This is a genomic window from Nocardia sp. NPDC060249 (assembly GCF_042728755.1).
In the GTDB taxonomy this organism is placed as follows: domain Bacteria; phylum Actinomycetota; class Actinomycetes; order Mycobacteriales; family Mycobacteriaceae; genus Nocardia.
Map to the genome: position 1 here is coordinate 19,103 of NZ_JBHXAQ010000009.1, position 23,074 is coordinate 42,176.

19 protein-coding genes and 1 pseudogene are annotated in these 23,074 nt (G+C 68.9%); 16 read left to right on the plus strand and 4 right to left on the minus strand.

Annotation, left to right across the window (positions count from 1 at the left end; all coding sequences use genetic code 11):
* Position 1 precedes the first annotated feature (1 nt).
* Positions 2-904: a metal-dependent hydrolase gene (locus tag ACFWFP_RS26330; protein ID WP_379299306.1), complete on the minus strand. Its 903-nt coding sequence runs from the start codon at positions 902-904 to the stop codon at positions 2-4.
* A 151-nt stretch (positions 905-1,055) separates the two neighbouring features.
* Positions 1,056-1,721, minus strand: coding sequence for a rhomboid-like protein (locus ACFWFP_RS26335; protein ID WP_379299308.1), 666 nt, complete (start codon positions 1,719-1,721; stop codon positions 1,056-1,058).
* A gap of 113 nt (positions 1,722-1,834) precedes the next feature.
* On the opposite strand from ACFWFP_RS26335, the gene ACFWFP_RS26340 reads away from it, so the two are divergent.
* Genes ACFWFP_RS26340 through ACFWFP_RS26350 form a run of 3 tightly spaced genes read left to right on the plus strand, consistent with a single transcriptional unit; the run spans position 1,835 to position 3,925 of the window.
* On the plus strand, positions 1,835-2,152 hold the full coding sequence (locus tag ACFWFP_RS26340; RefSeq protein ID WP_379299310.1) for a plasmid stabilization protein: 318 nt from the start codon (positions 1,835-1,837) through the stop codon (positions 2,150-2,152).
* A 20-nt stretch (positions 2,153-2,172) separates the two neighbouring features.
* A complete protein-coding gene (locus ACFWFP_RS26345) occupies positions 2,173-3,132 on the plus strand; it encodes a TIGR03557 family F420-dependent LLM class oxidoreductase (RefSeq protein ID WP_379299312.1) in 960 nt (319 codons plus the stop codon).
* 28 nt (positions 3,133-3,160) lie between these two features.
* Positions 3,161-3,925, plus strand: a complete 765-nt coding sequence (locus ACFWFP_RS26350) for a DUF72 domain-containing protein (RefSeq protein ID WP_379299314.1) — start codon at positions 3,161-3,163, stop codon at positions 3,923-3,925.
* A 109-nt stretch (positions 3,926-4,034) separates the two neighbouring features.
* On the opposite strand, the gene ACFWFP_RS26355 is transcribed toward ACFWFP_RS26350, so the two are convergent.
* Positions 4,035-6,068 (minus strand): CocE/NonD family hydrolase, encoded by a 2,034-nt coding sequence (locus ACFWFP_RS26355; RefSeq protein WP_379299316.1) that lies wholly within the window; start codon positions 6,066-6,068, stop codon positions 4,035-4,037.
* 155 nt (positions 6,069-6,223) lie between these two features.
* On the opposite strand from ACFWFP_RS26355, the gene ACFWFP_RS26360 reads away from it, so the two are divergent.
* Together ACFWFP_RS26360 and cynR are read left to right on the plus strand one after the other, a co-directional pair.
* Positions 6,224-6,877, plus strand: a complete 654-nt coding sequence (locus tag ACFWFP_RS26360; protein WP_379299318.1) for a TetR/AcrR family transcriptional regulator — start codon at positions 6,224-6,226, stop codon at positions 6,875-6,877.
* Positions 6,874-7,755, plus strand: coding sequence for a transcriptional regulator CynR (gene cynR / locus ACFWFP_RS26365; protein WP_379299320.1), 882 nt, complete (start codon positions 6,874-6,876; stop codon positions 7,753-7,755). Before ACFWFP_RS26360 ends, cynR begins: the two co-directional genes overlap by 4 nt.
* Before the next feature lie 10 nt (positions 7,756-7,765).
* Here the strand turns inward: cynR and ACFWFP_RS26370 are convergent, their stop codons facing one another.
* Complete coding sequence (locus tag ACFWFP_RS26370; protein WP_379299322.1) at positions 7,766-8,524, minus strand: ankyrin repeat domain-containing protein; 759 nt, start codon at positions 8,522-8,524, stop codon at positions 7,766-7,768.
* A gap of 334 nt (positions 8,525-8,858) precedes the next feature.
* Between ACFWFP_RS26370 and ACFWFP_RS26375 the strand changes: the two genes are divergently transcribed.
* The 11 genes and pseudogenes from ACFWFP_RS26375 (at position 8,859) to ACFWFP_RS26425 (ending at position 23,072) form a co-directional block, all read left to right on the plus strand.
* Complete coding sequence (locus tag ACFWFP_RS26375) at positions 8,859-9,728, plus strand: hypothetical protein (protein WP_379299324.1); 870 nt, start codon at positions 8,859-8,861, stop codon at positions 9,726-9,728.
* A 43-nt stretch (positions 9,729-9,771) separates the two neighbouring features.
* Positions 9,772-9,990: a three-helix bundle dimerization domain-containing protein gene (locus tag ACFWFP_RS26380; protein ID WP_379299326.1), complete on the plus strand. Its 219-nt coding sequence runs from the start codon at positions 9,772-9,774 to the stop codon at positions 9,988-9,990.
* A gap of 59 nt (positions 9,991-10,049) precedes the next feature.
* Positions 10,050-11,135, plus strand: coding sequence for an S-(hydroxymethyl)mycothiol dehydrogenase (locus ACFWFP_RS26385; protein WP_379299328.1), 1,086 nt, complete (start codon positions 10,050-10,052; stop codon positions 11,133-11,135).
* The gene (locus ACFWFP_RS26390) at positions 11,132-11,755 is read left to right on the plus strand and encodes an MBL fold metallo-hydrolase (protein ID WP_379299330.1); all 624 of its coding nucleotides are present in this window, start codon (positions 11,132-11,134) and stop codon (positions 11,753-11,755) included. The genes ACFWFP_RS26385 and ACFWFP_RS26390 overlap by 4 nt, the downstream gene beginning before the upstream one ends.
* Positions 11,756-11,856: 101 nt before the next feature.
* Complete coding sequence (locus ACFWFP_RS26395) at positions 11,857-13,131, plus strand: acyl-CoA dehydrogenase family protein (protein ID WP_379299332.1); 1,275 nt, start codon at positions 11,857-11,859, stop codon at positions 13,129-13,131.
* Positions 13,128-14,564 carry an LLM class flavin-dependent oxidoreductase gene (locus ACFWFP_RS26400; RefSeq protein WP_379299334.1) on the plus strand — a complete coding sequence of 479 codons (1,437 nt, stop codon included), beginning with the start codon at positions 13,128-13,130 and terminating at the stop codon, positions 14,562-14,564. Before ACFWFP_RS26395 ends, ACFWFP_RS26400 begins: the two co-directional genes overlap by 4 nt.
* A 153-nt stretch (positions 14,565-14,717) precedes the next feature.
* Complete coding sequence (locus ACFWFP_RS26405) at positions 14,718-16,100, plus strand: styrene monooxygenase/indole monooxygenase family protein (protein WP_379299336.1); 1,383 nt, start codon at positions 14,718-14,720, stop codon at positions 16,098-16,100.
* Between the two features lie 216 nt (positions 16,101-16,316).
* Positions 16,317-16,637, plus strand: a pseudogene (locus ACFWFP_RS26410) (alcohol dehydrogenase catalytic domain-containing protein); the annotation flags it as partial.
* A 150-nt stretch (positions 16,638-16,787) separates the two neighbouring features.
* Positions 16,788-18,455, plus strand: coding sequence for a fatty acyl-AMP ligase (locus ACFWFP_RS26415; RefSeq protein ID WP_379299338.1), 1,668 nt, complete (start codon positions 16,788-16,790; stop codon positions 18,453-18,455).
* Between the two features lie 10 nt (positions 18,456-18,465).
* Positions 18,466-18,732, plus strand: coding sequence for an acyl carrier protein (locus tag ACFWFP_RS26420; RefSeq protein ID WP_379299340.1), 267 nt, complete (start codon positions 18,466-18,468; stop codon positions 18,730-18,732).
* Entirely contained in the window at positions 18,729-23,072 is a 4,344-nt protein-coding gene (locus tag ACFWFP_RS26425) for a type I polyketide synthase (RefSeq protein WP_379299342.1), read from the plus strand. Before ACFWFP_RS26420 ends, ACFWFP_RS26425 begins: the two co-directional genes overlap by 4 nt.
* The last annotated feature ends 2 nt before the right edge of the window (positions 23,073-23,074 follow it).

A 23,074-nucleotide genomic window follows, 5' to 3' on the forward strand; every position in this document is an offset into this window, starting at 1 on the left:
GTCACGACGCTGCCGCGCGGGCACCGGGCGAGGCGGCCAGATACGCGATCGCCTGCGCCGTCGAGCCCACCGATTGCGGGTTGTAACCGGGCTGGAAGGTCGACAGCGCACTCGCCAGCAGCGACGGAACGCCGGGCAGCGCACCGCGCCACATCGCGCCGAACACGCCGGCGAGCAGCCGCGCATAGCCCTGATCGGGCAGTTGAGGATCCTGCTGGACGAGGAACCGCGCCCCGCGCACCAGCACGATGAGGAAGATCGGGAACACCAGCGCCATCGACGCACAGCGCCGGACATAGCCGACCCCGAAATACTCCGCGACATCGTGGGCGACGTTGCGGTGTTCGACCTCTTCGGCACCGTGCCAGCGGAACAGGTCGGCCATCCGCGGGTCGGCGCCGAACTTCTCGAGGTCGGCGTTGAGCACCCAGTCCCCGAGCCAGGCGAAGAAGTGCTCGAGACAGGCGATGAAGGCGAGCCGCTCGACCAGCATCTGGCGTCCGGCGCGATCGTCGCCGCCGCGCGGGCCCAGCGAGATGCGGAACAGATATTCCATCTGCGCCAGATAGGGGCTCGCATCGACGCCGTGGGCGGTGAAGACGTCCTCGAGCACCTTCCCGTGGGTCTGGGCGTGCATGGCCTCCTGCCCGATGAAGCCGAGCATGTCCTCGCGCAGCTTCTCGTCCTTGACGTAGGGCAGAGCTTCCCGATAGGTCTCGATGAACATGCGCTCGCCCTCGGGCAGCAGCATGTTCAGCGCGCTGATCAGGTGGCCCGCGATCGGTTCCGCCGACATCCACTGGAGGTCGACACCCGACCATTCGAAGCTGACATTGCGCGCGTGCAATGCCACCACGCCCGGATCGATCTCCAGGCTTTCTCTTCCCCAAGGAAATAGCATCATCGGTACTCCTCGATCAACCGCGCACGGACACTCGTGCACCAGGTCGCGGCGTTGCGTCCTGCTCGGTAGTACCGATGATACAACTATCCATAACTGTACGTAACACCTAAATGTGTCAGTTGGCCTCGCCGTGGCACGCCATCGACGGCGATCAGCGCCCGACCGAGAACCGCCGGCGCAGCAATGCGCCAGGATCCCAAGAGCGCCCGCGCCCCCGGGCCAGCGGGTAGCACGCGAAACCGAGGGCGGCGGCGCTCGCATGTCCGATGTCGGTGAAGGTGCGGTTCAGAAAGATCGGCGGAACCACCACCGCGAGGACCGCCAGCCCGTACGCCCAGCGCCACGGGGTCACCAGCCGGTAGGCGAGCACCGCGGCGACGCCGGCGAGTCCGTAGCTGACGCCGACATCGAGGACGAACATCGCCCGCTCGGGCGCGTCGTCGCTGTGGATGGCCCACAGGAGCACGCCCTGGCTGAGATAGGTGGCGCCCACATGCGCGAGCACGACCACCACCAGCCAACGCAGCGTGCCGAGCCAGCGTTCGGCGTTGGCGTGCACGAGCGTGAAGAGCACCGCGTAGGCGAGCCATCCGCTGCCATCGGTCCAGAACGCGCTGGTGATCAGCACGCGCACCGGGTCCTCGGCCAGGTGGTGCAGGTTGGTCGAGCGGTGACCGAGCCACTGTTCGGCTTCGTCCGGGGGGAGCAGATCGATGATCACCGTGGTGACGGCCAGGGCCGTGAGCCACAGGTAGGTGCCGGGCGCACTGCGGATCCACCGCCAGACCCGTTTCGCCGTTGCGGCCGGTGCGCCCACCAGGACAGTCTGCCAGGGACCGATCACAGGATCTGTGCCGCGCACGTTGTTTCCCGTGCCGATCGCCGGGTAGGCGGCAACCAGACCGTCAACCGAACGAAAGGGATCCGGCTATGCCCCAGCAAGCGTGGAGTGACAAGCGTGAACGGCAGTACAAGGACATCAAGAAGTCCGAGCGCGACCGTGGCCGCAGCGAGGGCCGGGCCGAGGAGATCGCCGCGCGGACGGTCAACAAGACACGCGCCCAGCACGGCGAGACCAAGGGGTCGAGCAAGTCGTCGCGATCCGGCGGTTCCGCGCAGCGACGCGGCGGTCAGCAGAGCGGCGGCAAGACCCGCGATCAGCTCTACGACGAGGCCCGCCGCCGCAATATCGACGGACGCTCCAAGATGAACAAGCAGGAACTGGCCAACGCCCTCGGCCGAAGCTGACCCACTGCGAAAGGTTCGCCATGCAGCTCGGATTCAAACTGGCGGCCGAGGCTTTCGGCCCGAAAGAGCTTGTTCGACAGGCAGTTCGGGCCGAAGCGGCCGGTTTCGATTTCGTCGAGATGAGCGATCACTTCCATCCGTGGCTCGACGAGCAGGGCCATTCGCCCTTCGCCTGGACGGTCCTCGGCACGATCGCGGCGAGCACCACCGACATCGGACTCGCCACCGGCGTGACCTGTCCGACCATCCGCTATCACCCGGCCGTCATCGCCCAGGCGGCCGCCACCACCGCGCTCATCTCGGACGGGCGGTTCACCCTGGGAATCGGTTCGGGGGAACGACTCAACGAGCACGTCGTCGGCCACGAGTTCCCGCCGGTGCTGATCCGTCAGCGGATGTTGCGCGAGGCGCTCGAGATCATCCGGTTGCTGTGGCGCGGCGGCTATCGCAACTATGACGGCGAGTTTCTGGAGCTCTCGGACGCGCGCGTGTTCGATCTGCCGCAGACACCGCCGGTGATCGCGGTGGCCGCGGGTGGGCCGAGCGCCGCGGCGATCGCCGCCGAACTCGGGGACGGATTGTTCGCCACCGAACCCGATCCTGCACTCGTGCAGACCTTTCAGCACCGGGGCGGCTCCGGCCCACGCTATGTCGAGGTGGGGGTCGCCTTCGCCGACAGCGATCGCGCGGGCGCCGAAGCCGCGCTGTCGACCAACCGGTGGTCGACCGGTGGCTGGAAGGTGATGAGCGAGTTGCCCAATCCAGCGAACTTCGCCGCCGCGTCGAGCACCGTGCGCGTGGACGACATGCTCGAATCCTTTGTCTGCGGCAATGATCCCAAGCGCTACGTCGAGGCGGTGCGCAAGGCCGCCGACGCGGGCTTCGACCATGTGGTGTTGATGAACGCGGGACCCGATATGGACGCGTTCCTCGACTTCTACAGCAGCGAACTCGCGCCCCTGTTGCGCTCGGAGATCTGACGGCGGGCGCTGCGGCAGGGAGGCCGAAATGACCATGTACGTCGGCACTTCCGGCTGGCAGTACCGGGACTGGCGGGGCGTGCTGTATCCGCCGGGTCTGCCCGTCCGGCAGTGGCTCGAGCACTATTCGCGGGCGTTCGCGACGGTGGAGTCGAACAACGCGTTCTACCGGTTGCCGAGCCGGGAGAACTTCGCCGGATGGCGGGAGCGCACGCCCGCGGGTTTCGTGATGGCGGTGAAGGCGAGCCGCTACCTGACCCATATCAAGCGATTGCGGGACCCCGCCGAACCCGTGCACCGCCTGCTCGACCGGGCCGAGGGTCTGGGTGACCGGCTCGGACCGATCCTGCTCCAGCTGCCGCCGACCCTGCGCGCGGACCCCGCACTGCTCGACGACTGTCTGCGCTGCTTCCCCGACACGGTGCGAGTGGCGGTGGAACCGCGCCACGACTCGTGGTGGACCGACGAGGTCCGTGACATCCTGCGATCCCGTGGCGCTGCGCTGACCTGGGCGGACCGTGACTCGCGCCCGATCTCGCCCCGGTGGCGGACCACCGACTGGGCCTATCTGCGCCTGCACGCGGGCCGTGCCACTCCCCTGCCGTCCTACGGCACACAGGCGTTGAGCGGCTGGGCGCATCGGCTGCTCGACACGTGGTCTCCCGACGCCGACAGCTACGTCTATTTCAACAACGACCACGGCGGTGCCGCGGTCCGTGACGCGGTCACCTTCGCCCACCTCGCGGCGGCCGCCGGAGCGGATGCGACTCGCGTACCCGCCACCGCGGGCTGATCAGTACGGGATCGGGGCCGAACTCGGTCGCGAGAAACGGCGAACCCCGCCCCCGATGTCGCGCGCGATCGATGATCGGCGCGCACTCGGAGGCGGGGTGAACCGGTGCTCACCAGCCGGGATCGGTGTCCAGCGGAACGTTGATCCAGCTCGGGCGGGACGGATCCAGCTCGAGGTGCTGGGTGCGCAGGCCGCTTTCGTTCAGCAACGGCCGCAGCGGGATTCCGCTGGGGAAGTTGCCCGCGAAGACGTCGACACGCAGGCGGTGACCCGGCAGCAGGACACCGTCGGTGGCGCGGATGCCGATATCGATCGTCGTCGGCTCGCCGGGCACGATCGGCTGACGGGTATCCAGGGTGAGGTACGGATACGGGTCCGTGTAGTCACCGTTGGGCGAGCGGGTGGCCTTGCCCTCGTCGATCGTGCGCAGCGACGCCGTCAACTGGCCCTGCGACCAGACCGTCGAGGTGCCGTCGGGGGCGACATCGTTCACCGTCACCGTCCAGTAGCCGTCGGTGGCGTCGAGCACGGTGTTCAGGTGGGCGGCGATCGGGCCGGAGATCCGCGTCGGCACGTTCACCGGCGTCGTGGTGAAGGTGAGCGCGGCACCCTCGCTGATCCGGGCGTCCTTGGCACAGATATCGGGCAGCGGAACCAGTCCGGCCGTGCCCTGCGCGGCATCACGCGAGCAGATGGTGGTCAGACTCGGATCCACCGAAACGCGCTGCGCGGCACCGGGTGCGGTGCGCAGGCTGCCGTCGTGGCGGGCGCCCGGCGCGGTGCCGGAGGAGGCGGCGTCCAGATACATCCGCCGGTACTGCATGCCCGGTCGCGGGAACGCGACGTCGGCGGTCCACTGCCCACTGCCCTGCTGCCACAACGTGACCGGGTCGTAGCGGTCGATACCGTTGTCGATTCCCTTGAGCCACTTGTCGAACCACGCGCGCTGCAACGAATCCGCAGGCGCGGGCGCACCCGGTTGGCCGAGTCCCGAGCTCACCGTCACGTGGTAGACGTCGTCCATGACGAGCTTCTTCTGCTCGGCGGGCACGTTCACCGCGTTGTAGATGCGCGGGGTGGAGTAGGTGAAGATGTCGTGCCAGCCGCCGTACAGGAAGGTCGGCACCCGCACCTGATCCGGCGAGCCCACCCAGGCGGTCCGCAGCGCGCTCTCGTCGTCGAGAATCGCCGCCATCTCCGGCGGGATCTGCTCCACGTTGGGCGTGGTGAGCGCGGCGATGAGCACGTTGAAGAAGGTGAACGGGTCGGTCACCCGGTCGCGCAGCCAAACCCAGTCGAATTTGCCGTTCAGCATCGACATCAGGTCGGGCAGCAGCTTCGCGCCGTCGACGGCGAGCAGCCAGGCCGGGATGAACCCGATCCCGAGCGCGCCACCGGGAGCCGCGACATCGCGGATCAGGTCGCTACCGGGCACGATCGGGAAGATCGCCTTGAGCGCCGCGGGATGGCGCTGCGCGGTGTGCAACTGGTTGATCGCCGAGTAGGAGATGCCGCTCATCCCGATCTTGCCGTTGGACCAGCCCTGTTTCGCGGCCCAGTCGACGATTTCCACACCGTCGAGCTGCTCGCGTTCACCGAAGACCTGCCAGGTGCCCTGCGAGAACCCGGTGCCGCGCACGTCGACGACCACCTGGGTGTAGCCGCCGCGAATCAGATTCCGGTCGACGCCGAAGGTGCGGGCCGCGCCACCGGGCAGCGCGTTCATCATGTCGCTGAGGCTGCTGAAACCGAACGGCGAGAAGTCCAGGTTCTGCAGCACCGGCAGCAGTAGGTCCGACAGGCCGGGGACCGCGAGCGCCGAGTCGGCGACGTTGGTGACCAGCTTGGTGTAGGGCGTCATGTTGACGATCGTGGGTGTCGGCTCCGCGACAGGCTGACCGTCGGCACCGGCCGGGTGATAGACGTTCGCTTTCAATACGGTGCCGTCGCTCATGGTGATCGGCACGTCCCACTCGATGAAGACGTTGGGGTACTGCTGCGGTCCGTTATGGGTGGCGACGAACTGCGCGTCGAGACCCTCGGCGTTCGGCGATGCCTGGCCGACCGGTGCGGATGCGACGGCGCCTGCCATTACGACGACGGATGCGATCAGCGCAGCCAGCCGCCCACGATGTGTGATCATGCTTCGGTTCAGCCCTCCACCATCGGGAACTACGACGTTCCCGTACCGGGAAGTAACGTAGCGTGGGTCACGTCCGATCGCAAGAACATGTTCTGGGCAATCCACGATCAGCGCCCGCGCGCATTCCATCGCGAGCACCTGACAGAATTGGCGTTGTGACAGCGTCCGAACTCGACGACGGCCGCCGGTACCGCGGCGCCGCCCCCGGGCAACGTCAGCAAGAACGCCGCACCCGGCTGATCGACGCGGCCACCGACGCCTTCGGCATCGACGGCTACCGCAACACCACAGTCACCACGATCTGCGCGGCCGCCGGCGTCGGCAAGCGCTACTTCTACGAATCCTTCACCGACAGTGAGGATCTGCTGCTCGAGGTCTATCGCGAGACGGCCGCCAGGATGATCGAGGCGATTCATACCGGTCTGCGCGAGGCCGAAGCCGTCGACGCTCAGGTCCGCGTCGGCCTGACCGCGTACTTCCAGCTCATCGTCGACGACCCCCGGGTTCCCCGGATCGCGTTCTTCGAGATCCTCGGTGTGAGCCCCGCGGTCGACCGGGCCTATCACGACGTTCTCGACGCGTTGGTCGATATCTGTCTGGCCCTGATCACCCCGCATGTCGACCTGGAAACCCATCCCGCCGTCAGCGTGCGCACGGTGCTGTTCGGCCTGGTCGGCGCCATCGTGATCATCGCCCAGAAGTGGGTGCTCGACGCCTACCGCCAGCCGATGGCCGATGTGGTGGACAGCGCCTGCCTGGTGGTCAACGCGGTGCTGGCGCGGATCGGGCCGGACGGCGACCGGCGGTGACGCCGGAACTGCGGCACCTGCGCTATCTGGCCGCCGTCGCCGAGCACGGGAACTTCACCCGGGCCGCGGAGGAACTGCACGTCACGCAACCGACGCTGTCGCACCAGATCAAGCAGCTCGAGCGCGCCGTCGGGGCGGTGTTGCTCGACCGGACGGGGCGCAGCGTGCGGCTCACCGACGCGGGAGCGGCCTATCTCGCTCACGCCCGCCGAGCTGTCGACGAGGTCGCCGCGGCGCAGCGGGCCGTGCACGACGTCACCGATCTCAGTCGCGGCCTGCTCCGCTTCGCCACCACCCCCACCTTCACGCCCTACCTCGTCGGCCCGCTCGTCGCGCGATTCCGGGCCCGCTATCCGGGGATCACCGTCGAGTTCGGTGAGTTGTCCCAGGACGCCATGGAGTCCGAGCTGCTCGACGACCGCCTCGACCTCGGCATCGCGTTCGCGCCGCCGCGCCTGCCCGGCATCACGGCCGAAGCGCTGTACGAGGAGACCCTGGCCGCGGTACTCGGCATCGCCGCGCACCCAGAACTCCCGGCGGCCATGACACCCGGCGAACTGGCGAGCCACGATCTCGCCCTGCTCAATTCGGCTTTCGCGACCCGCCATCACATCGACAGCTACCTCCACGAGCACGGTGTTTCGCCGCGAATCGCGGTGGAGGTCAATTCGATTCAGGCCCTGCTGGCGGTGGTATCCGCCTCGGACCTGATGACGATCCTGCCCGAAGCGGTCACCGACGCCCATCCTCAACTCGCCCGGATTCCGCTGCGACCCACCACGTCTCGTCGAACCGTCACCCTGCTGCAGGCGACGGAGGGACACCGCAGCGCCGCCGCGACAGCTTTCGCCGAATCGGTGCGCGAACTGGCGCGGTGAGCGCATCCGCTCAGCGCAGCAGGGCGACGATCGCGTCCTGGCCGAGACGTTCGGCGTTCTGGAGCGCGGTGCGGCCCTCGGCGTCGCGGATCTGCGGGTCGGCGCCCGCCGCGAGCAGCGCCATGACGGTTTCCTGGTAGCGCTGCGAGCCGTCGCCGTAGACGACCGCCTCCTGCAGTGCCGTCCACCGCGGCGTGTTCACATGGTTGACATCGACCCCCGCGGCGATCAGCATCCGCACGGTGCGCACATGCGCGTGCTCGCTCGCCGGGATGAGTGCTGTACCGCCGTAGCGGTTCACGCTGCGCAGGTCGGCGCCGTGGCGCAGGGTCGCCGCGAGGATCTCGTCGAGGCCCTCGGCCCCGGCGTACAGGTAGGCGGAGTCCTGGAGGTCGTCCTTGGCGTTCACATCGGCGCCCGCCTCGATCAGCGCCACCGCGGCCGCGGTCGCCCTGTTCTTGGTGGCGGCGACCAGTGGCGTGCGCCCGTTGTCGCCACGCGTCTCCATATCGGCGCCGCGGGCGATCAGGTCGCGGACCCCGGCGGCGTCGTCGGCGAGCGCGGCGGCGTAGAGGTCGTCGTCCAGGGCGTGGTCGCGCTGCTCGGTCGGCGGTGCGGCGGCGGAAGTCAGGACCGACGTCTCCGGCGTCACCGAGGGGGCGTCCGGCGTTCCCGGGTCGGCGGAGCAGGCACCGACGCCCACTGCGAGAACCGCGAGCGCGAGCACGGCCGCGCGGGGGCCACGAACTGTCGGGCGAGCCGGATTCATCAGGTGTCTCCTCTGGTCAGGTCACCCTCCACCGTGCCCACCCCGTCCCGGCTCGTCCAGGACGCAGTGCCGATGGTCACCATCGACCCCATCTATGCGCCGCCATCGGAGGCGGTGCGCGAATCCGGGATGGGACTTCGGCGCGAGGCTCGACGAGTGGATCGCGGTGACGGTGGGGTGAACAGCACAGAACCATCCCCGACGCGCCTTGCCCCGTACGGCGATCTGTGCCCAGACTGGGTGTCTGTTCGACAGCGTGGTCGAAAACCCCGCCGCCCCACGCGGTTTCCCGCGCACTCCGGGTCGGCGAACAGGACGAGCCGAAGGACACGCGATGCCGTTTCTGCTGATATCCGGAGTCTTCGTCGCCAAAGGCGCACAGCCCGACGGTGATTCGGTGCGCTTCCGGCCCGACGACCCCGCCCTGTGGGACCGGGTGGGCGGCCCGCATCGGGTCAAGCGCAACGCCTCGGGAGCCGCGCAGTTGCGCCTGGACGGTATCGATTCCCTCGAAACCCATTACACGCCCCGGCACGGCACCCGCACGCACCAGCCGCTGCCACTGGCCCGTGCCGCCGCCGAGGAATTGCTGGCGTGGCTCGGCTTCACCGGCGTAGTACGCAACGCGAGCGAGACCGTCACCAGCACCGACCAGGCCGACGTCCCCGGTTTCATCCTGACCCGCGGCGCCGACCTGCACGGGCGATGCGTCGCGTTCGCCGGGCGCGGGCAGGCACCCGGCGCCTCGGGCAGCGAGACTTTCGTCGATGTCGCGCTGCTGCGCCTCACCCTCAATCACCATCAGCTCGCGACCGGCCTGGCCTACCCCACGTTCTATCGCAGCCTGTTCCCCGCCTTGCGCACCGAGTTCGCCGCCGTCGCGATCGCCGCCGCCGCGGGCGGACTGGGCGTGTGGCCCGCCGACGCGACGACGACCGGCGCCGCGCTGACCTCGCCGGCCTCGCTGACCGACGACGTCGTCCTGCTGCCGAAACTGTTCCGCCGCCTCGCCGACTATCTCGAACTCGGCGACGGCGACCTGTCGCTGGACGGCTTCCCCGCGTTCCTCGCCCAGGCGGCCGATCGGTACTTCATCCTGTCGACGGGCCACTCCACCACCGGGTTGGACGCCATCACCGTGATCGACGGCGCGACGGTCCGCCTCACCCACCCGCCGACCGATCTGGTCTTCGACGAAAAGTAGCCGACGACCGTTGATCGACGGCCTACGCGGGTAACCCCGGAGTATGACTACGAACGAGAACCGCCAACTCGACGAGGTCATCGAGCGGCTGATCATCCGGTACCCGACCATCGCACCCGCTGAGCTCGCCGACATCGTGCACAACGTCTATGACGCGTTCGGCAAGGTGCACATCCGCAACTATGTCCCGTTGCTCGTCGAACACCATGTGCGCGAGGAACTCGGCAGTCCGACAGGTGAGATCCCACCCATCCCGCAGTGACCGGACGGGCGGCCCCGCTAGCGTTGACGTAGACCCACGCCAACCATGAGGAGGTCCGCATGCCAGACACCGTCCGCGGAGTCATCGCCCGCGCGAAGGATGCGCCGGTCGAAACCGTCGACATCGTGATTCCCGACCCGGGACCGCACGATGTCGTCGTCCGCGTCCAGGCCTGCGGGGTGTGCCACACCGACCTGCACTATCGCGACGGCGGGATCAACGACGAGTTCCCGTTCCTGCTCGGGCACGAGGCCGCCGGTGTGGTCGAGTCCGTCGGCGCGGCCGTGACCCATGTGGCCGAGGGCGATTTCGTCGTCCTCAACTGGCGCGCGGTCTGCGGCGAATGCCGAGCATGTCGGCGCGGACGTCCCTGGTACTGCTTCGACACCCACAACGCCAGCGTCCCGATGACGCTCACCGACGGCACCCCGCTCACCCCCGCCCTCGGCGTCGGCGCGTTCGCCGACAAGACCCTTGTGCACGAAAAGCAGTGCACCAAAGTCGATTCCGAGACCGACCCCGCCGTCGCGGGCCTGCTCGGCTGTGGCGTGATGGCCGGGATCGGCGCCGCCATGAACACCGGGAACGTCTCGCGCGGCGACAGTGTCGCGGTGATCGGCTGCGGCGGCGTCGGTGACGCCGCCATCGCCGGTGCGCGCCTCGCCGGTGCGGGCACGATCATCGCGATCGACCGTGACCAGCGAAAGCTGGACTGGGCCAAGGACTTCGGCGCTACCCACACCATCGACGCGACCAGCGAGGACGTGGTCGAGCGGATCAAGGAACTCACCGACGGGTTCGGCGCCGATGTGGTGATCGACGCGGTCGGCCGCCCGCAGACCTGGCAGCAGGCGTTCTACGGGCGCGACCTGGCCGGCACGGTCGTTCTCGTCGGCGTCCCGACACCGGACATGACGTTGGAGATGCCGCTGATCGACTTCTTCTCGCACGGCGGCGCGCTGAAATCCTCCTGGTACGGCGACTGCCTGCCCGAGCGCGACTTCCCGATGCTCGTCGATCTCTACCGCCAGGGCCGGCTGCCGCTGGACCGGTTCGTCACCGAGCGGATCGGCATCGACGGAGTCGAGCAGGCGTTCGCCGCGATGGCCGAGGGCCGGGTGCTGCGGTCGGTGGTGGTCTGGTGACCCGCATCGACAGAGTGATCACCTCGGGCACTTTCGCGCTCGACGGCGGCACCTGGGACGTCGACAACAATGTGTGGCTCATCGGTGACGACACCGAGGTGCTCGTCATCGACGCCGCCCACGACGCCGACGCCATCGCCGCCGCGGTCGGCGACCGTCACGTCACCGCGATCCTGTGCACACACGGTCACAACGACCACGTGACCGTCGCACCGGAACTCGCGAAGCGCCTGGACGCGCCCGTCCTGCTGCACCCCGGCGACGAACCCCTCTGGCGGATGACCCACCCGGCCGACGACTACCACTCACTGGCCGGCACCACCCGAATCACGGTGGCGGGCACCGATATCGACATCCTGCACACCCCTGGTCACTCCCCCGGCTCGGTCTCGCTGTACCTGCCCGACCTCGCGGCCCTGTTCACCGGCGACACCCTGTTCGCGGGTGGCCCCGGTGCCACCGGCCGCTCGTTCTCCGACTTCGACACGATCATCGACTCGATCCGAGACCGATTGCTCACGCTCCCCGAGGAGACCACGGTCCACACCGGTCACGGCGACACCACCACCATCGGCGCGGAACGGCCCGCGCTCGCGGACTGGATCGCCCGCGGACACTGACCCGGGTGCCCACCGCTGATCAGCGGTGGGCACGCGGCTGCGTTGCGATCGCGCTGCGCGCAACCCGTGAATCCGGCATCTCCCTGCGCGATCGTGAAAGCATGACTTCCACCGCCGCGCCATCGCCCACCGATTCCGAGCTGGACGCCGTCTTCACCCCGATCTTCGACCGGATCGCCGCGGGCGCGGTCGAGCGGGAAGTCGATCGGCGGCTGCCCTTCGACGAGGTGGGCTGGCTGAAGGAGGCCAGGTTCGGAGCGCTGCGGGTGCCGGTCGAGTTCGGTGGGTACGGCGTGAGTGTGCGGCAGCTGTTCCGCTTGCTCATCGACCTGGCGGCGGCCGAGTCGAATCTGCCGCAGGCCCTGCGGGTGCACTGGTCGTTCGTCGAGGATCAGCTCCTGGCGGAGGTGGGGCCGGAGCGGGAGCGGTGGTTGCGGGCGGTCGCGGCGGGCACCCTGGTCGGCAACGCGATCACCGAACCGGGGGTCGGTGCGGTCGACCGGTATCGCACCCGGCTGACCCGCGACGGTGACCGGCTACTGCTCAACGGCGTGAAGTACTACAGCACCGGATCGCTGTTCGCCGATCACATCCTCGTCGCGGCCGACAGTGATGGTGAGCGGCTCGGTGTGCTGGTCGACGCGGACGCCGACGGTGTTGTGCAACACGATGACTGGGACGGTTTCGGGCAGCGGCTCACCGCGAGCGGCACCACCGAGTTCACCGACGTCGTCGTCGCCGAGGACCGCGTACTCGGCCCCGGTTACGGTGTCGCCGGCCCCACCTACGGCACCGCCTACCTGCAACTGGTGCAGCTCGCGGTGCTCGCGGGGATCGCCGCCCGCGCCGAACGCGACGCCAGGGAGTGGGTGAGCGCGCGCACCCGCACCTACACCCATGCCGCCGCGGATCTGCCGCGCGAAGACCCTCTCGTCCAGCAGGTGATCGGCAAGCTGTCGGCGGCGGCGTTCACCGCACGAGCGGCGGTGCTCGCCGTAGCCGATGTGCTCGACGGGGTACTCGACGCCGGGGCGAAAGACGAGAAAGCTCTCGTGGCAGCCGAATTGGCCGCGGCGCAGGCGCAACTCGGGGTGATCGACATCGTGCTCGGCGCCACGACCCAATTGTTCGAACTGGGCGGGGCCTCGATCGTGTCCGAACAGCTGCGCCTGGACCGGCATTGGCGCAACGCCCGCACCATCTCGGTGCACAATCCCGCCCTCTTCAAAGCGCGCGCCGTCGGCGACTACCTGCTCAACGGGACCGACCTGCCCTTCGGCTGGAGCGCGGGCGAGCGGCGTACCGGCACAACAGCTTCCACGAGTCCGGAAGCCGCGGATTCGAGCACCGCGCGTCCCGAGGCGGCGTCGCGATGAGCAGGCCGATCCGGTTCAACGCCTTCGACATGAACTGCGTCGCCCACCAATCCCCGGGGCTGTGGCGACACCCAGCGGACCAGTCGCACCGCTACACCGACATCGGCTACTGGACCGAGCTGGCGAAACTCCTCGAACGCGGACGGTTCGACGGGATCTTCATCGCCGACGTCCTCGGCACCTACGACGTGTACGGCGGCAACGACATCGCCGCGCTGCGCCAAGGCGCGCAGACACCGGTCGCCGACCCGCTCCTGCTGGTCTCGGCGATGGCGGCGGTGACCGAGCACCTCGGCTTCGGGATCACCACCGGCACCGGCTTCGAGCACCCGTTTCCGTTCGCGCGCCGCCTGTCCACCCTCGACCACCTCACCAACGGGCGGCTCGGCTGGAACGTGGTCACCGGCTATCTACCCTCCGCGGCGAGAAATTTCGGTGCCGACGATCAACTCGACCACGACGAACGGTACAACCAGGCCGACGAATACCTCGAAGTGCTCTACAAGCTCTGGGAGGGTTCGTGGGAGGACGACGCGGTGGTGCGCGATGCCGAACGCGGCATCTACACCGATCCGTCGAAGGTGCACCACATCGGCCATCACGGAAAGCACTACACGGTGCCGGGGATCCATGTCTCCGAACCGTCGCCGCAGCGAACGCCGGTGATCTATCAGGCGGGCGCGTCCCCGCGCGGTGTGCGGTTCGCGGCCGAGAACGCCGAAGCGATCTTCATCGCCGGACCATCCAAACGCGTTCTGGCGCAGACAGTTTCGCGTGTCCGTGACGCGCTCGAGGCCGCGGGCCGTGACCGATACGCGGCCAGGATCTACGCGCTGGCCACCATCATCACCGACGAGACCGACACCGCCGCGCGGGCCAAACGCGAGGAATACCTGTCCTACGCGAGCGTCGAAGGCGGGCTGGTCTTCATGTCGGGCTGGATGGGCATCGACCTGTCGCAGTACGACCTCGACGACCCGATCGGTGACGTGCAGAGCAACGCGATCCAATCGGCGGTCGCGGCGTTCCAGGAATTCGACGACGACGGCCGCGCGTGGACGGTGCGCGATATCGGCCGCTGGGCGGGCATCGGCGGCATGGGCCCGGTGTTCACCGGCTCCGGCGAGACAGTCGCCGACCTGTTGCAGGAGTGGGTCGCCGACACCGATCTGGACGGATTCAATCTCGCCTACGCGATCACCCCGGGCACCTTCGAAGACATTGTGCGCCATGTTGTTCCGGTACTGACCGAGCGCGGCGTCTACCGGACCGAATACGAGCCGGGCACATTGCGCAATGCCCTGTTCGGCGCCGGTGATCGGCTCCCGCCGGAGCATCGCGGCGCCGGATATCGCGTCGGCGGTCCGCGCTCCACCGTCTTGCCACCCGAGCAGTCGCGTCCCGCGCCGGTGGAGGCACTCGCCGGTCCATAACGTCGCGTGCGCGCCGATCAGCGTCAGGACGTTCTCGCCCTGACGCGATCGGCGCGCGCGCATGTCCGCAGATGGTGGGGTGCAAGGTTTTCGGATCGATTCCCGCTGATCGCAACACTCATCATCGGGCGACGGTGAGCGCACCATTCCGGTATGACATCGCAGACACCCGTTTCCCGTACCCCCCGTTCGGCCGCGGTCATCGGCGCCGGCCAAACCGGCGTCACTGCGGCGCTAGGTCTTCTCGACGCCGGTTTCACCGTGACCCTCTACAGCGACCGAGATCAACGCTCACTCCGTGACGACGTCCCCGCCACCGGCACCGCCCTCGAATTCGGCGAGACCCAGCAGGCCGAGGCGGCGCTCGGGCTCGACAGCTACACCGGGCGCGCGCCCCGCCACACCGGGCTCAGCGTGCGCATCGCCGGACCCGAGAACGCCGAACTGATCGCCTTCGACGGCACCTTCGACGGTTATGTCGGCGTCGCCGTCGACACCCGGCTCAAGGCAGATGAGCGCCTCACCGCCTTCCTCGAACGCGGCGGCGATTTCGTGGTCGAACCGGTGACTCCCGACTCCCTCGACGCCATCGCCGCCGCCAACGACCTCACCCTGGTCGCCACCGGTCGAGGCGGGCTGGCCGACCTGTTCCCGATCGACGAAGAACGCACCGTCTACGACACGCCGCAGCGCTCGCTGCTCACGGTCACGGTGACCGGCCTCGACTTCGACCCCGGCGTCTTCGCGCACCGCAGCCCGGCAGGCGGCGCGCACAGCCTGTTCTCCATTCTCGCCGAACAGGGCGAGGCGTGGTGGGGCCCGTACCTGCACAAGGACGCGGGCCCGAGCTGGGCGTTCCTCGGCTGGGCCCGACCCGGCAGCGACTGGGAAACCCGGTTCGCCGCATCCGATTCCGCCGAATCCGCGTTGCAGATCGTGAAGGACCTGTACCGCGATTACATCGACTGGGACCTGCCGGAAGTGCAGGCCACCCAGGTGATTGCCGAGGACCCGCACTCCTGGCTCAAGGGTGCGGTCCGGCCGGTCGTGCGGGCCGGGGTGGGACACACCGCGGGCGGCCATCCGGTCGCCGCCCTCGGTGACACCGCGGTCGCCTACGACCCGGTCGCGGGCCAAGGCGCGCAGAGCGGGCTGATCCAGGCGCAGCGCCTGGTCGCGGCCGCCGCCGTCCACGACGGGCCGTTCGACGAACAGTGGATCACCGACCAGTACGCCGCGTTCCTCGCCGCCCGCAGCGACGCCGCCGCCAAGGTGACCCGCCTGTTCCTCAGCGACCCCGAATTCGCCGACATCGGCGGCCAGTTCTTCGCCACCGCCGCCGTGAACCCGAAGTTCGCGTCGGCATTGGTCGGCCTGCTGCACCGGCCGCAGCCGTTCCTGCCGATCGACTCCCCCGCCGACGCCGCCGCCTACATCACCGAGGTCACCGGCGCGGACGCGGCCGAATTGCTGGCGAAGTTCGCCCCCGCGGGCCGCTTCGAACGCTCGACGTTCGCCCCGGCCGCCGTCGGGTAAGTGTGCGATCCGGGCGGCCGCAGGCATCTGCGCCTGCGGCCGCCCGTTCCGGTCTCTTCTACGCCGAAGCCTCGGGGCGGGTGGTCTCCCAAGCCGCCTCGATCATCCGGAAGATCTCGTCGACCGCGGTTTCCGGATCGGCGGCCTCCCGGCCCAGCGCGTAGGCGTCGATCACGAATCTCGCGATCGCGGCACTCTCCGTCGCGGTCCGCGCCAGTGCGGGATCGGGCGGGTCGCGGCCTTTTGCGCGTCAACCCGGTCGACTGGCGATTGCGCGAAGGCCAGGTCCTCGGGGCGCATCCGATCGAATTGCCCGCCGGTGTCGGACTGGACGCGGCCGGGGTGGTGGACGAGGTCGGCGCCGGCGTCGAGGTCGGCGACCCGGTGTTCGGCGAAGGCTCGAGCACCTACGCCGAGTTCGCCGTGCTCACGGCCTGGGCCCGCATGCCGGAAACCCTGACCTTCGAGGAAGCCGCCGGATATCCCTCCGTGGTGGAGACCGCGCTGCGCGTCATCGACGAGGTCGGCGTGCCGGGCTCGGGCGCCGCGGCGTGCACACCCAAGGGGTGGACAGCCGCCACCCCCGGGTTCGCTGGGTGATACCTGCGGGCACTATCCGGACCGGCACAGAGAGCGGATAGTCATAGTCAGTCCCTATGACTTTCTCCCCGGTGAAGGAAAGGCCACATGCAGCCCAGCTACGTGCACCACGTCAGGCAGCAGGTTCGTGTCTACGGCGAGACCCGCTCCTACATCTACCTGCGGGAAGCGGGGCGCGAGCTCGTCGAGGAGGTCGTCACCTACCGCGAACTCGATCGCGATGCCAGGGCCCTCGCCGCGTGGCTGACCGACCGCCCGGAATCGACCGAACCCGTCGTTCTGCTCTACCACGACGGCATGGCGTTCCTGCGCGCCTTCCTCGGCTGCCTCTACGCCGGCGTCATCGCGGTGCCCGCCCCCCTGCCGCACGACGAGCGCAGCACCCGGCGCGTAGCGGGCATCATCGCCGACTCCGGCGCCCGCCTGGTGCTCACCACCGCCAACTTCGCGCCGATGGTCGCCGCGGCCACCACCGCGGCCGTGGTGGCCACCGACGACCAGCTCGGCGACCCCGACGCGTGGCGCCTGCCCGCCATCGACACCGGGACCATCGCGTTCCTGCAGTACACCTCCGGTTCGACCGGCACACCGAAGGGCGTCGTCGTCACCCACGGCAACCTCCTGCACAACGAAGCCGCGATCTCCACCGCGATCGGCAGCGACGACACCTCGACCGGCGTCACCTGGATCCCGCAGTTTCACGACATGGGCCTCATCGGATCGCTGCTCGCCTCGATCTACGTCGGCGCGAACCTGGTGTTCATGTCGCCCACCACCTTCCTCAAGCGGCCCGTGCGCTGGCTACAGGCGATCGACAAGTACCGCGCCACCTGCACCGCCGCCCCGAACTTCGCCTACGAACTGATCGCCAAGCGCGTCACCGACGAGCAATTGGCAGCCCTGGACCTGTCCACCCTCGAAGTGGCACTGTGCGGCGCCGAGCCGGTCCGCGAACGAACCATCGCCGCGATGCGCGAACGGTTCGCGCCCGCGGGGTGGCGACCGACCGCACTGCTGCCCGCCTACGGTCTGGCCGAGGCGACGCTGCTCGTCACCGCGGGGCCGGTCGATGCCAAGCCGGTCGTCACCGACGGGCCCGACAGCCCGCTGGTCGGTTGCGGACAACCGGCGCGCGGTCTCACCGTCCGCGTCGTCGACCCGCACACCGGGCAGCAGGCCACCGACGACACCGTCGGCGAGATCTGGGTGCACGGCGACAGCGTCGCAGCCGGCTACTGGAATCGGGCCGAGGAGACCCGGCACACCTTCGACGCGTATCTCGGCGACGAAGGGCCGTTCCTGCGCACCGGCGACCTCGGCATGCTGCGCGACGGCGAACTGTTCGTCACCGGGCGGCTCAAGGACCTGCTGATCATCAACGGCCGAAACCTCTACCCGCAAGATGTCGAGGAACTGGTGGAGGAGCTGCACCCCGCGCTCACCACCGGTGTGGCCGTCTCCGTCGAAGCCGGTGGCCGGGAACGACTCGTCGTCGTGCAGGGCATCAAGACCGCGCTGCTGCGCGGTACCACCCTCGCCGAGCTGACCTCGACGATCAAGATCGCGGTCGCCCGCGGTTTCGACGTCCCCGCGCCGAGCGTCGTCCTCATCGAAAGCCGCTCCGTGCACCGCACCACCAGCGGCAAGGTCCAGCGAGCCTCGATGCGCGAGGCCTTCCTCGACAACAGCCTCTCGACCGTCCTGCACGAAGATCTCGAACCGGCCCTGAGCCGATCATCGACCGCGACCCGCTGAGGAGCGAAACATGTTCGCCACCATCACCACGCATTCCACGACAACCCAGGACTGGCTCATCGAGCGCGTCGCCGACTACACCGAACGCGCACCGCACCAGGTGGACCCGACGATCCCGCTCGCCGAACTCGGCATGGACTCGGTGTCGGCCGTGGCCCTGTGCGGCGAGATCGAAGACCGGTGGATGCTCGACATCGACCCGACCCTGGTCTTCGAATACCCCACCATCGCGGCCATCGCCACCTATCTCACCGCGGAAGTCGCCGTCGCCGCATGACCGACATCGCTGTCGTCGGCCTCGACTGCCGCTTCCCGCACGCCGCCGACCCGGCGCGGTTGTGGCAGTTGCTGATCGACGGCCGCGACGCGATCTCCGAGGTCCCCTCGAGCCGCTGGAACGCCGACGATTTCCACGACCCGGCGGGCGCGCCCGGCACCATCAACACCCGCAGCGGCGGATTCATCGACGACGCCGACGCGTTCGACGCCGAGTTCTTCGGCATCACCTCGCACGAGGCCGAGTCGATGGACCCGCAACAACGACTGCTGCTCCAGGCCACCTGGCGAGCCTTCGAAGACGCCACTCTCGACCCGCGGGCGCAGGCAGGCTCACGGACCGGGGTCTATGTCGGCGTGATGGCCAACGAATGGGCCAACCTGCAGATGAGCGACTACGCCGCGATCACGCCGCAGCACGGGTCGGGCAACGGATACTTCATGACCGCGAACCGGCTGTCCTACCAGTTCGCGCTCGAAGGGCCGAGTATCGCGGTCGATACGGCCTGCTCGTCGTCGCTGGTCGCGGTCCATCTCGCGTGCAATGCCCTGGCAGCGGGCGATTGCGACCAAGCCGTCGCCGGGGGCGTCAATCTCGTGCTGACCCCGGCCGTCGGCGTGTTCTACACCCAGGCAGGTCTGTCGGCGCCGGACGCGCGGTGTAAACCGTTCAGCGGCAACGCCGACGGGATCGTGCGTGGTGAAGGCGTGGCGGTGCTGGTGCTGCGTCGCCTGGCGGATGCCGAAGCCGCGGGGCTGCCGATCTACGCGGTGATCAAGGGCAGCGCGGTCAATTCCGACGGGCGCAGCAACGGCATCACCGCGCCGAACCGGTGGGCGCAACAGAAGGTGATCGGCGAGGCCTATCGGCGCGCGGGCGTGCGGCCCGACGACATCGATTTCATCGAGGCACACGGCACCGGAACGGTTCTCGGCGACATGATCGAGGTCAAGGCGCTCGGCAAGCTGCACGGGAGCGACCGGGCGCGGCCCTGCGGGATCGGATCGATCAAGGGCAACCTCGGCCACACCGAGGGCGCGGCGGGCGTGGCCGGACTCGTCAAAGCCGTCCTCAGCCTGCACCACGGAGTCGTCCCGCCGTCGAGGTTCGCCGACCAGGAGAATCCCCGCCTGCAGATGGCGCAGCACGGCCTGCGTCTGCTCGACGACCTGATGCCGCTCGACCGACCCGCGCACGGTGGGGTGAGCAGCTTCGGTCTCGGCGGCACGAACGTGCACATGGTGTTGGCCAGCGCCACCACAGCACCCACGGCTTGCGCACCGTCCGAGGCGCCCGCAACGTCCGGAGCGAGGGTGATCACCCTGTCGTCGGACAGCGAGGACGGGCTGCGACGCAACGCGATTCGCCTGTCCGAGGCGTTGAGATCGGTGCCCGAGGATCGCTTCGCCCAGTTCTGCTGGACGAGCAATCAGGTCAAGGCGTCGGGTCGGCACCGGCTCGCCGTCGTCGCCCACCACCGCGACGAGGCAATCGCGCAGTTGCACCCCGGTGACGGCACCGGCGACGACGTGAGCCTTCGGCACGGTCTCGCGCGAGCGGTGCGCGCCGGCTGGATGTTCACCGGGCAGGGATCGCAATTCCCCGGTATGGGGCGGACTCTGCACGAGTCGAGCCCCGGATTCCGGCGAGCACTCGAACTCGTCGACACCGCCATGACCCCCCACCTCGGCCGATCGATCCGCGACCTACTGCTCGACGAGCAGGCCGACCTCGATCCCACCGCCCTCGCGCAACCGGCGATCTTCGCCATGGAATACGCCATCGCCAAGACGCTCGCCGATCTCGGCATCCGACCGGCCTGGCTGATCGGGCACAGCATCGGCGAATTCGCGGCCGCGGCGGTGGCGGGTGTCTTCGATCTCGACGACGCCTGCAAGCTGGTCACCGCGCGGGGGCGACTGATGCAACGGCTGCCGGCAGGTGGCGCGATGCTGGCCGTCCGCGCCACCACCGAGCAGATCGCCGACCTGCTCAGCGGCGAAACCGCTGTCGTGGTCGCCGCCGTCAACGGTCCGCAGGATCTCGTTCTCTCCGGCGACGCCGAGGCACTGCGCCGCATCGCGTCGGCGCTGCGCACCCGGTCGGTGGTCGCGAAGCCACTCAGCGTGTCGCATGCGTTCCACAGTCCGCTGATGGCGCCGATGCTGGCCGAGTTCGAAGCCATCGCCAGTACCTGCGCCTACCGCGCCGCCTGCCTGCCGATCTACTCGACCGTGCACGGTCGGCTGCTCGATCCCGAGGAGGTGATGGACGCCGAATACTGGACCGAACACGTCCGCGCCACAGTCCGTTTCGGCGACGCCGTCCACGCCGCGCTCGGCACCGATCCCACGCATCTCATCGAGGTCGGCCCCCGGCGCGTACTCGCCGCGGCGGTGCGCAGGATCGATCCCGGGCGCGGCGCGCGCTGTCTGGCCCCGAGTCCCGGCCCCGGCGCGACCGGCGACGAACTCGCCGCCACCGTCGCCGCGCTCTACCGCGACGGTCTCGACCCCGTGTGGGACGAACTCTACGAACCCGCACAGCGCGTCCGTCAGCGGCTGCCGGTGTACGAGTTCTCTGTCGCGCACCGATTCTGGGTGGAACCACCCGCGGTCGGCGACGTCGGCACATCGGCGGCACCCCCACTCCACTCCGCACCCACCGAGGAAACGACGATGGACTCACTGATCGCGCTCTTCCGTGAACAGAACGCGGTACTGGCAGGCCTGCTGGCGGCGCCCGGCGAGGCACGAGGCGCACACCTCGACACCGGCTCCGTGCGCCGCGATCACGACCCGGACGCCGCCGGGATCGTCCGCGCGGAAGTGGCCAGGGTGAGCGGATTTCCCGCCGACCGGCTGGAGGACAGCCGAACACTCGGCGACAGCCTGGGATTCGACTCGCTCATGCTCACCGACCTGTTCACCGGTCTGGCACGCAAGATCCCCGGCACGACCGTCGATCCGGCCCTCGTCACGGGGACGACGACGCTCGGCGATGTCATCGCCCACTTCACCGGTCACCGCACCGCTGCACCTGCCGAGCCGAACACGTCGATCGAGACGCCCGAACCCACCTCCGCCGCAACCGAAGCCAGGCCCACCACCGTTGCCCCCGAATACCGGATCTCCGAGTTCGCCGAGGTACGGGCCATCACCGATCGGCTCGCGGGCGGCGAGGCGCTCGGCTTGGCCAACCCCTACTTCCTGATCAACGACGGCGTCACCCGAGACACCTCGGTCATCGACGGCGTACAGGTGGTCAACTTCTCCAGCTACAACTACCTGGGACTGTCGGGTCACCCCGCCGTCGTCGCCGCCGTTCAGGACGCGGTGGCCCGCTACGGCAGCTCGGTCTCGGCCAGCCGCCTGCTCTCCGGCGAGAAGCCGATCCATCGCGAACTCGAGGCCGAACTGGCCGCCCTGCTCGGTACCGAGGACGCGATCGCACTGGTGGGCGGCCACTCGACCAACGTGACGATCATCGGCCACCTGGTCGGTCCCGAGGACCTGGTGATCCACGACAGCCTGGCGCACGACAGCATCCTGCAGGGCTGCCTGCTGTCCGGCGCGACCCGCAGACCGTTCCCGCACAACGACCACGCCGCCCTCGACGCGTTGCTGACCGAAATCCGGCACCAGTATCGCCGGGTCCTGATCCTCATCGAAGGCGTCTACAGCCAGGACGGTGACATCCCCGATCTGCCCGCGATCATCGAGATCAAGAAGAAGCACCGGGCCCTGCTGATGATCGACGAGGCCCACAGCATCGGCGTGCTCGGGGCGAACGGCGGTGGCATCGGCGAATACTTCGATGTCGACCGCCGTGACGTCGAGCTGTGGTCGGGCACGATGTCGAAGGCGCTCGCGGGCTGCGGTGGCTATGTGGCAGGCAGCGCGGAGCTGGTCCAATTCCTGAAATACACCACCCCGGGCTTCGTCTACAGCGTCGGCATGACCCCGATGAACGCGGCCGCGTCCTCGGCCGCGATGCGGCTGATGCGGGCCGACCGGGCGCCGCTCGACCGCCTTCGACACAATGCGGAACTGTTCTTGCGCCTTGCCCGCGAGGCGGGCATCAACACCGGCGACAGCCACGACACCCCGATCATCCCGTGCATCGTCGGCGATTCGATGAAGACGCTGAAACTGTCCACCGCGCTGCTGCGTCGCGCGATCAACGTCAACCCGATCATCTACCCGGCCGTGCCGGAAGACCTGGCCCGGCTGCGTTTCTTCGTCACGGCCTGCCACACCGAAGACCAGATCCGCGACACCGTCGCCGCCCTCGCCGAAGAACTCGCCCGGATTTCCGCCGACTACCTCGTCGACCACTAGCC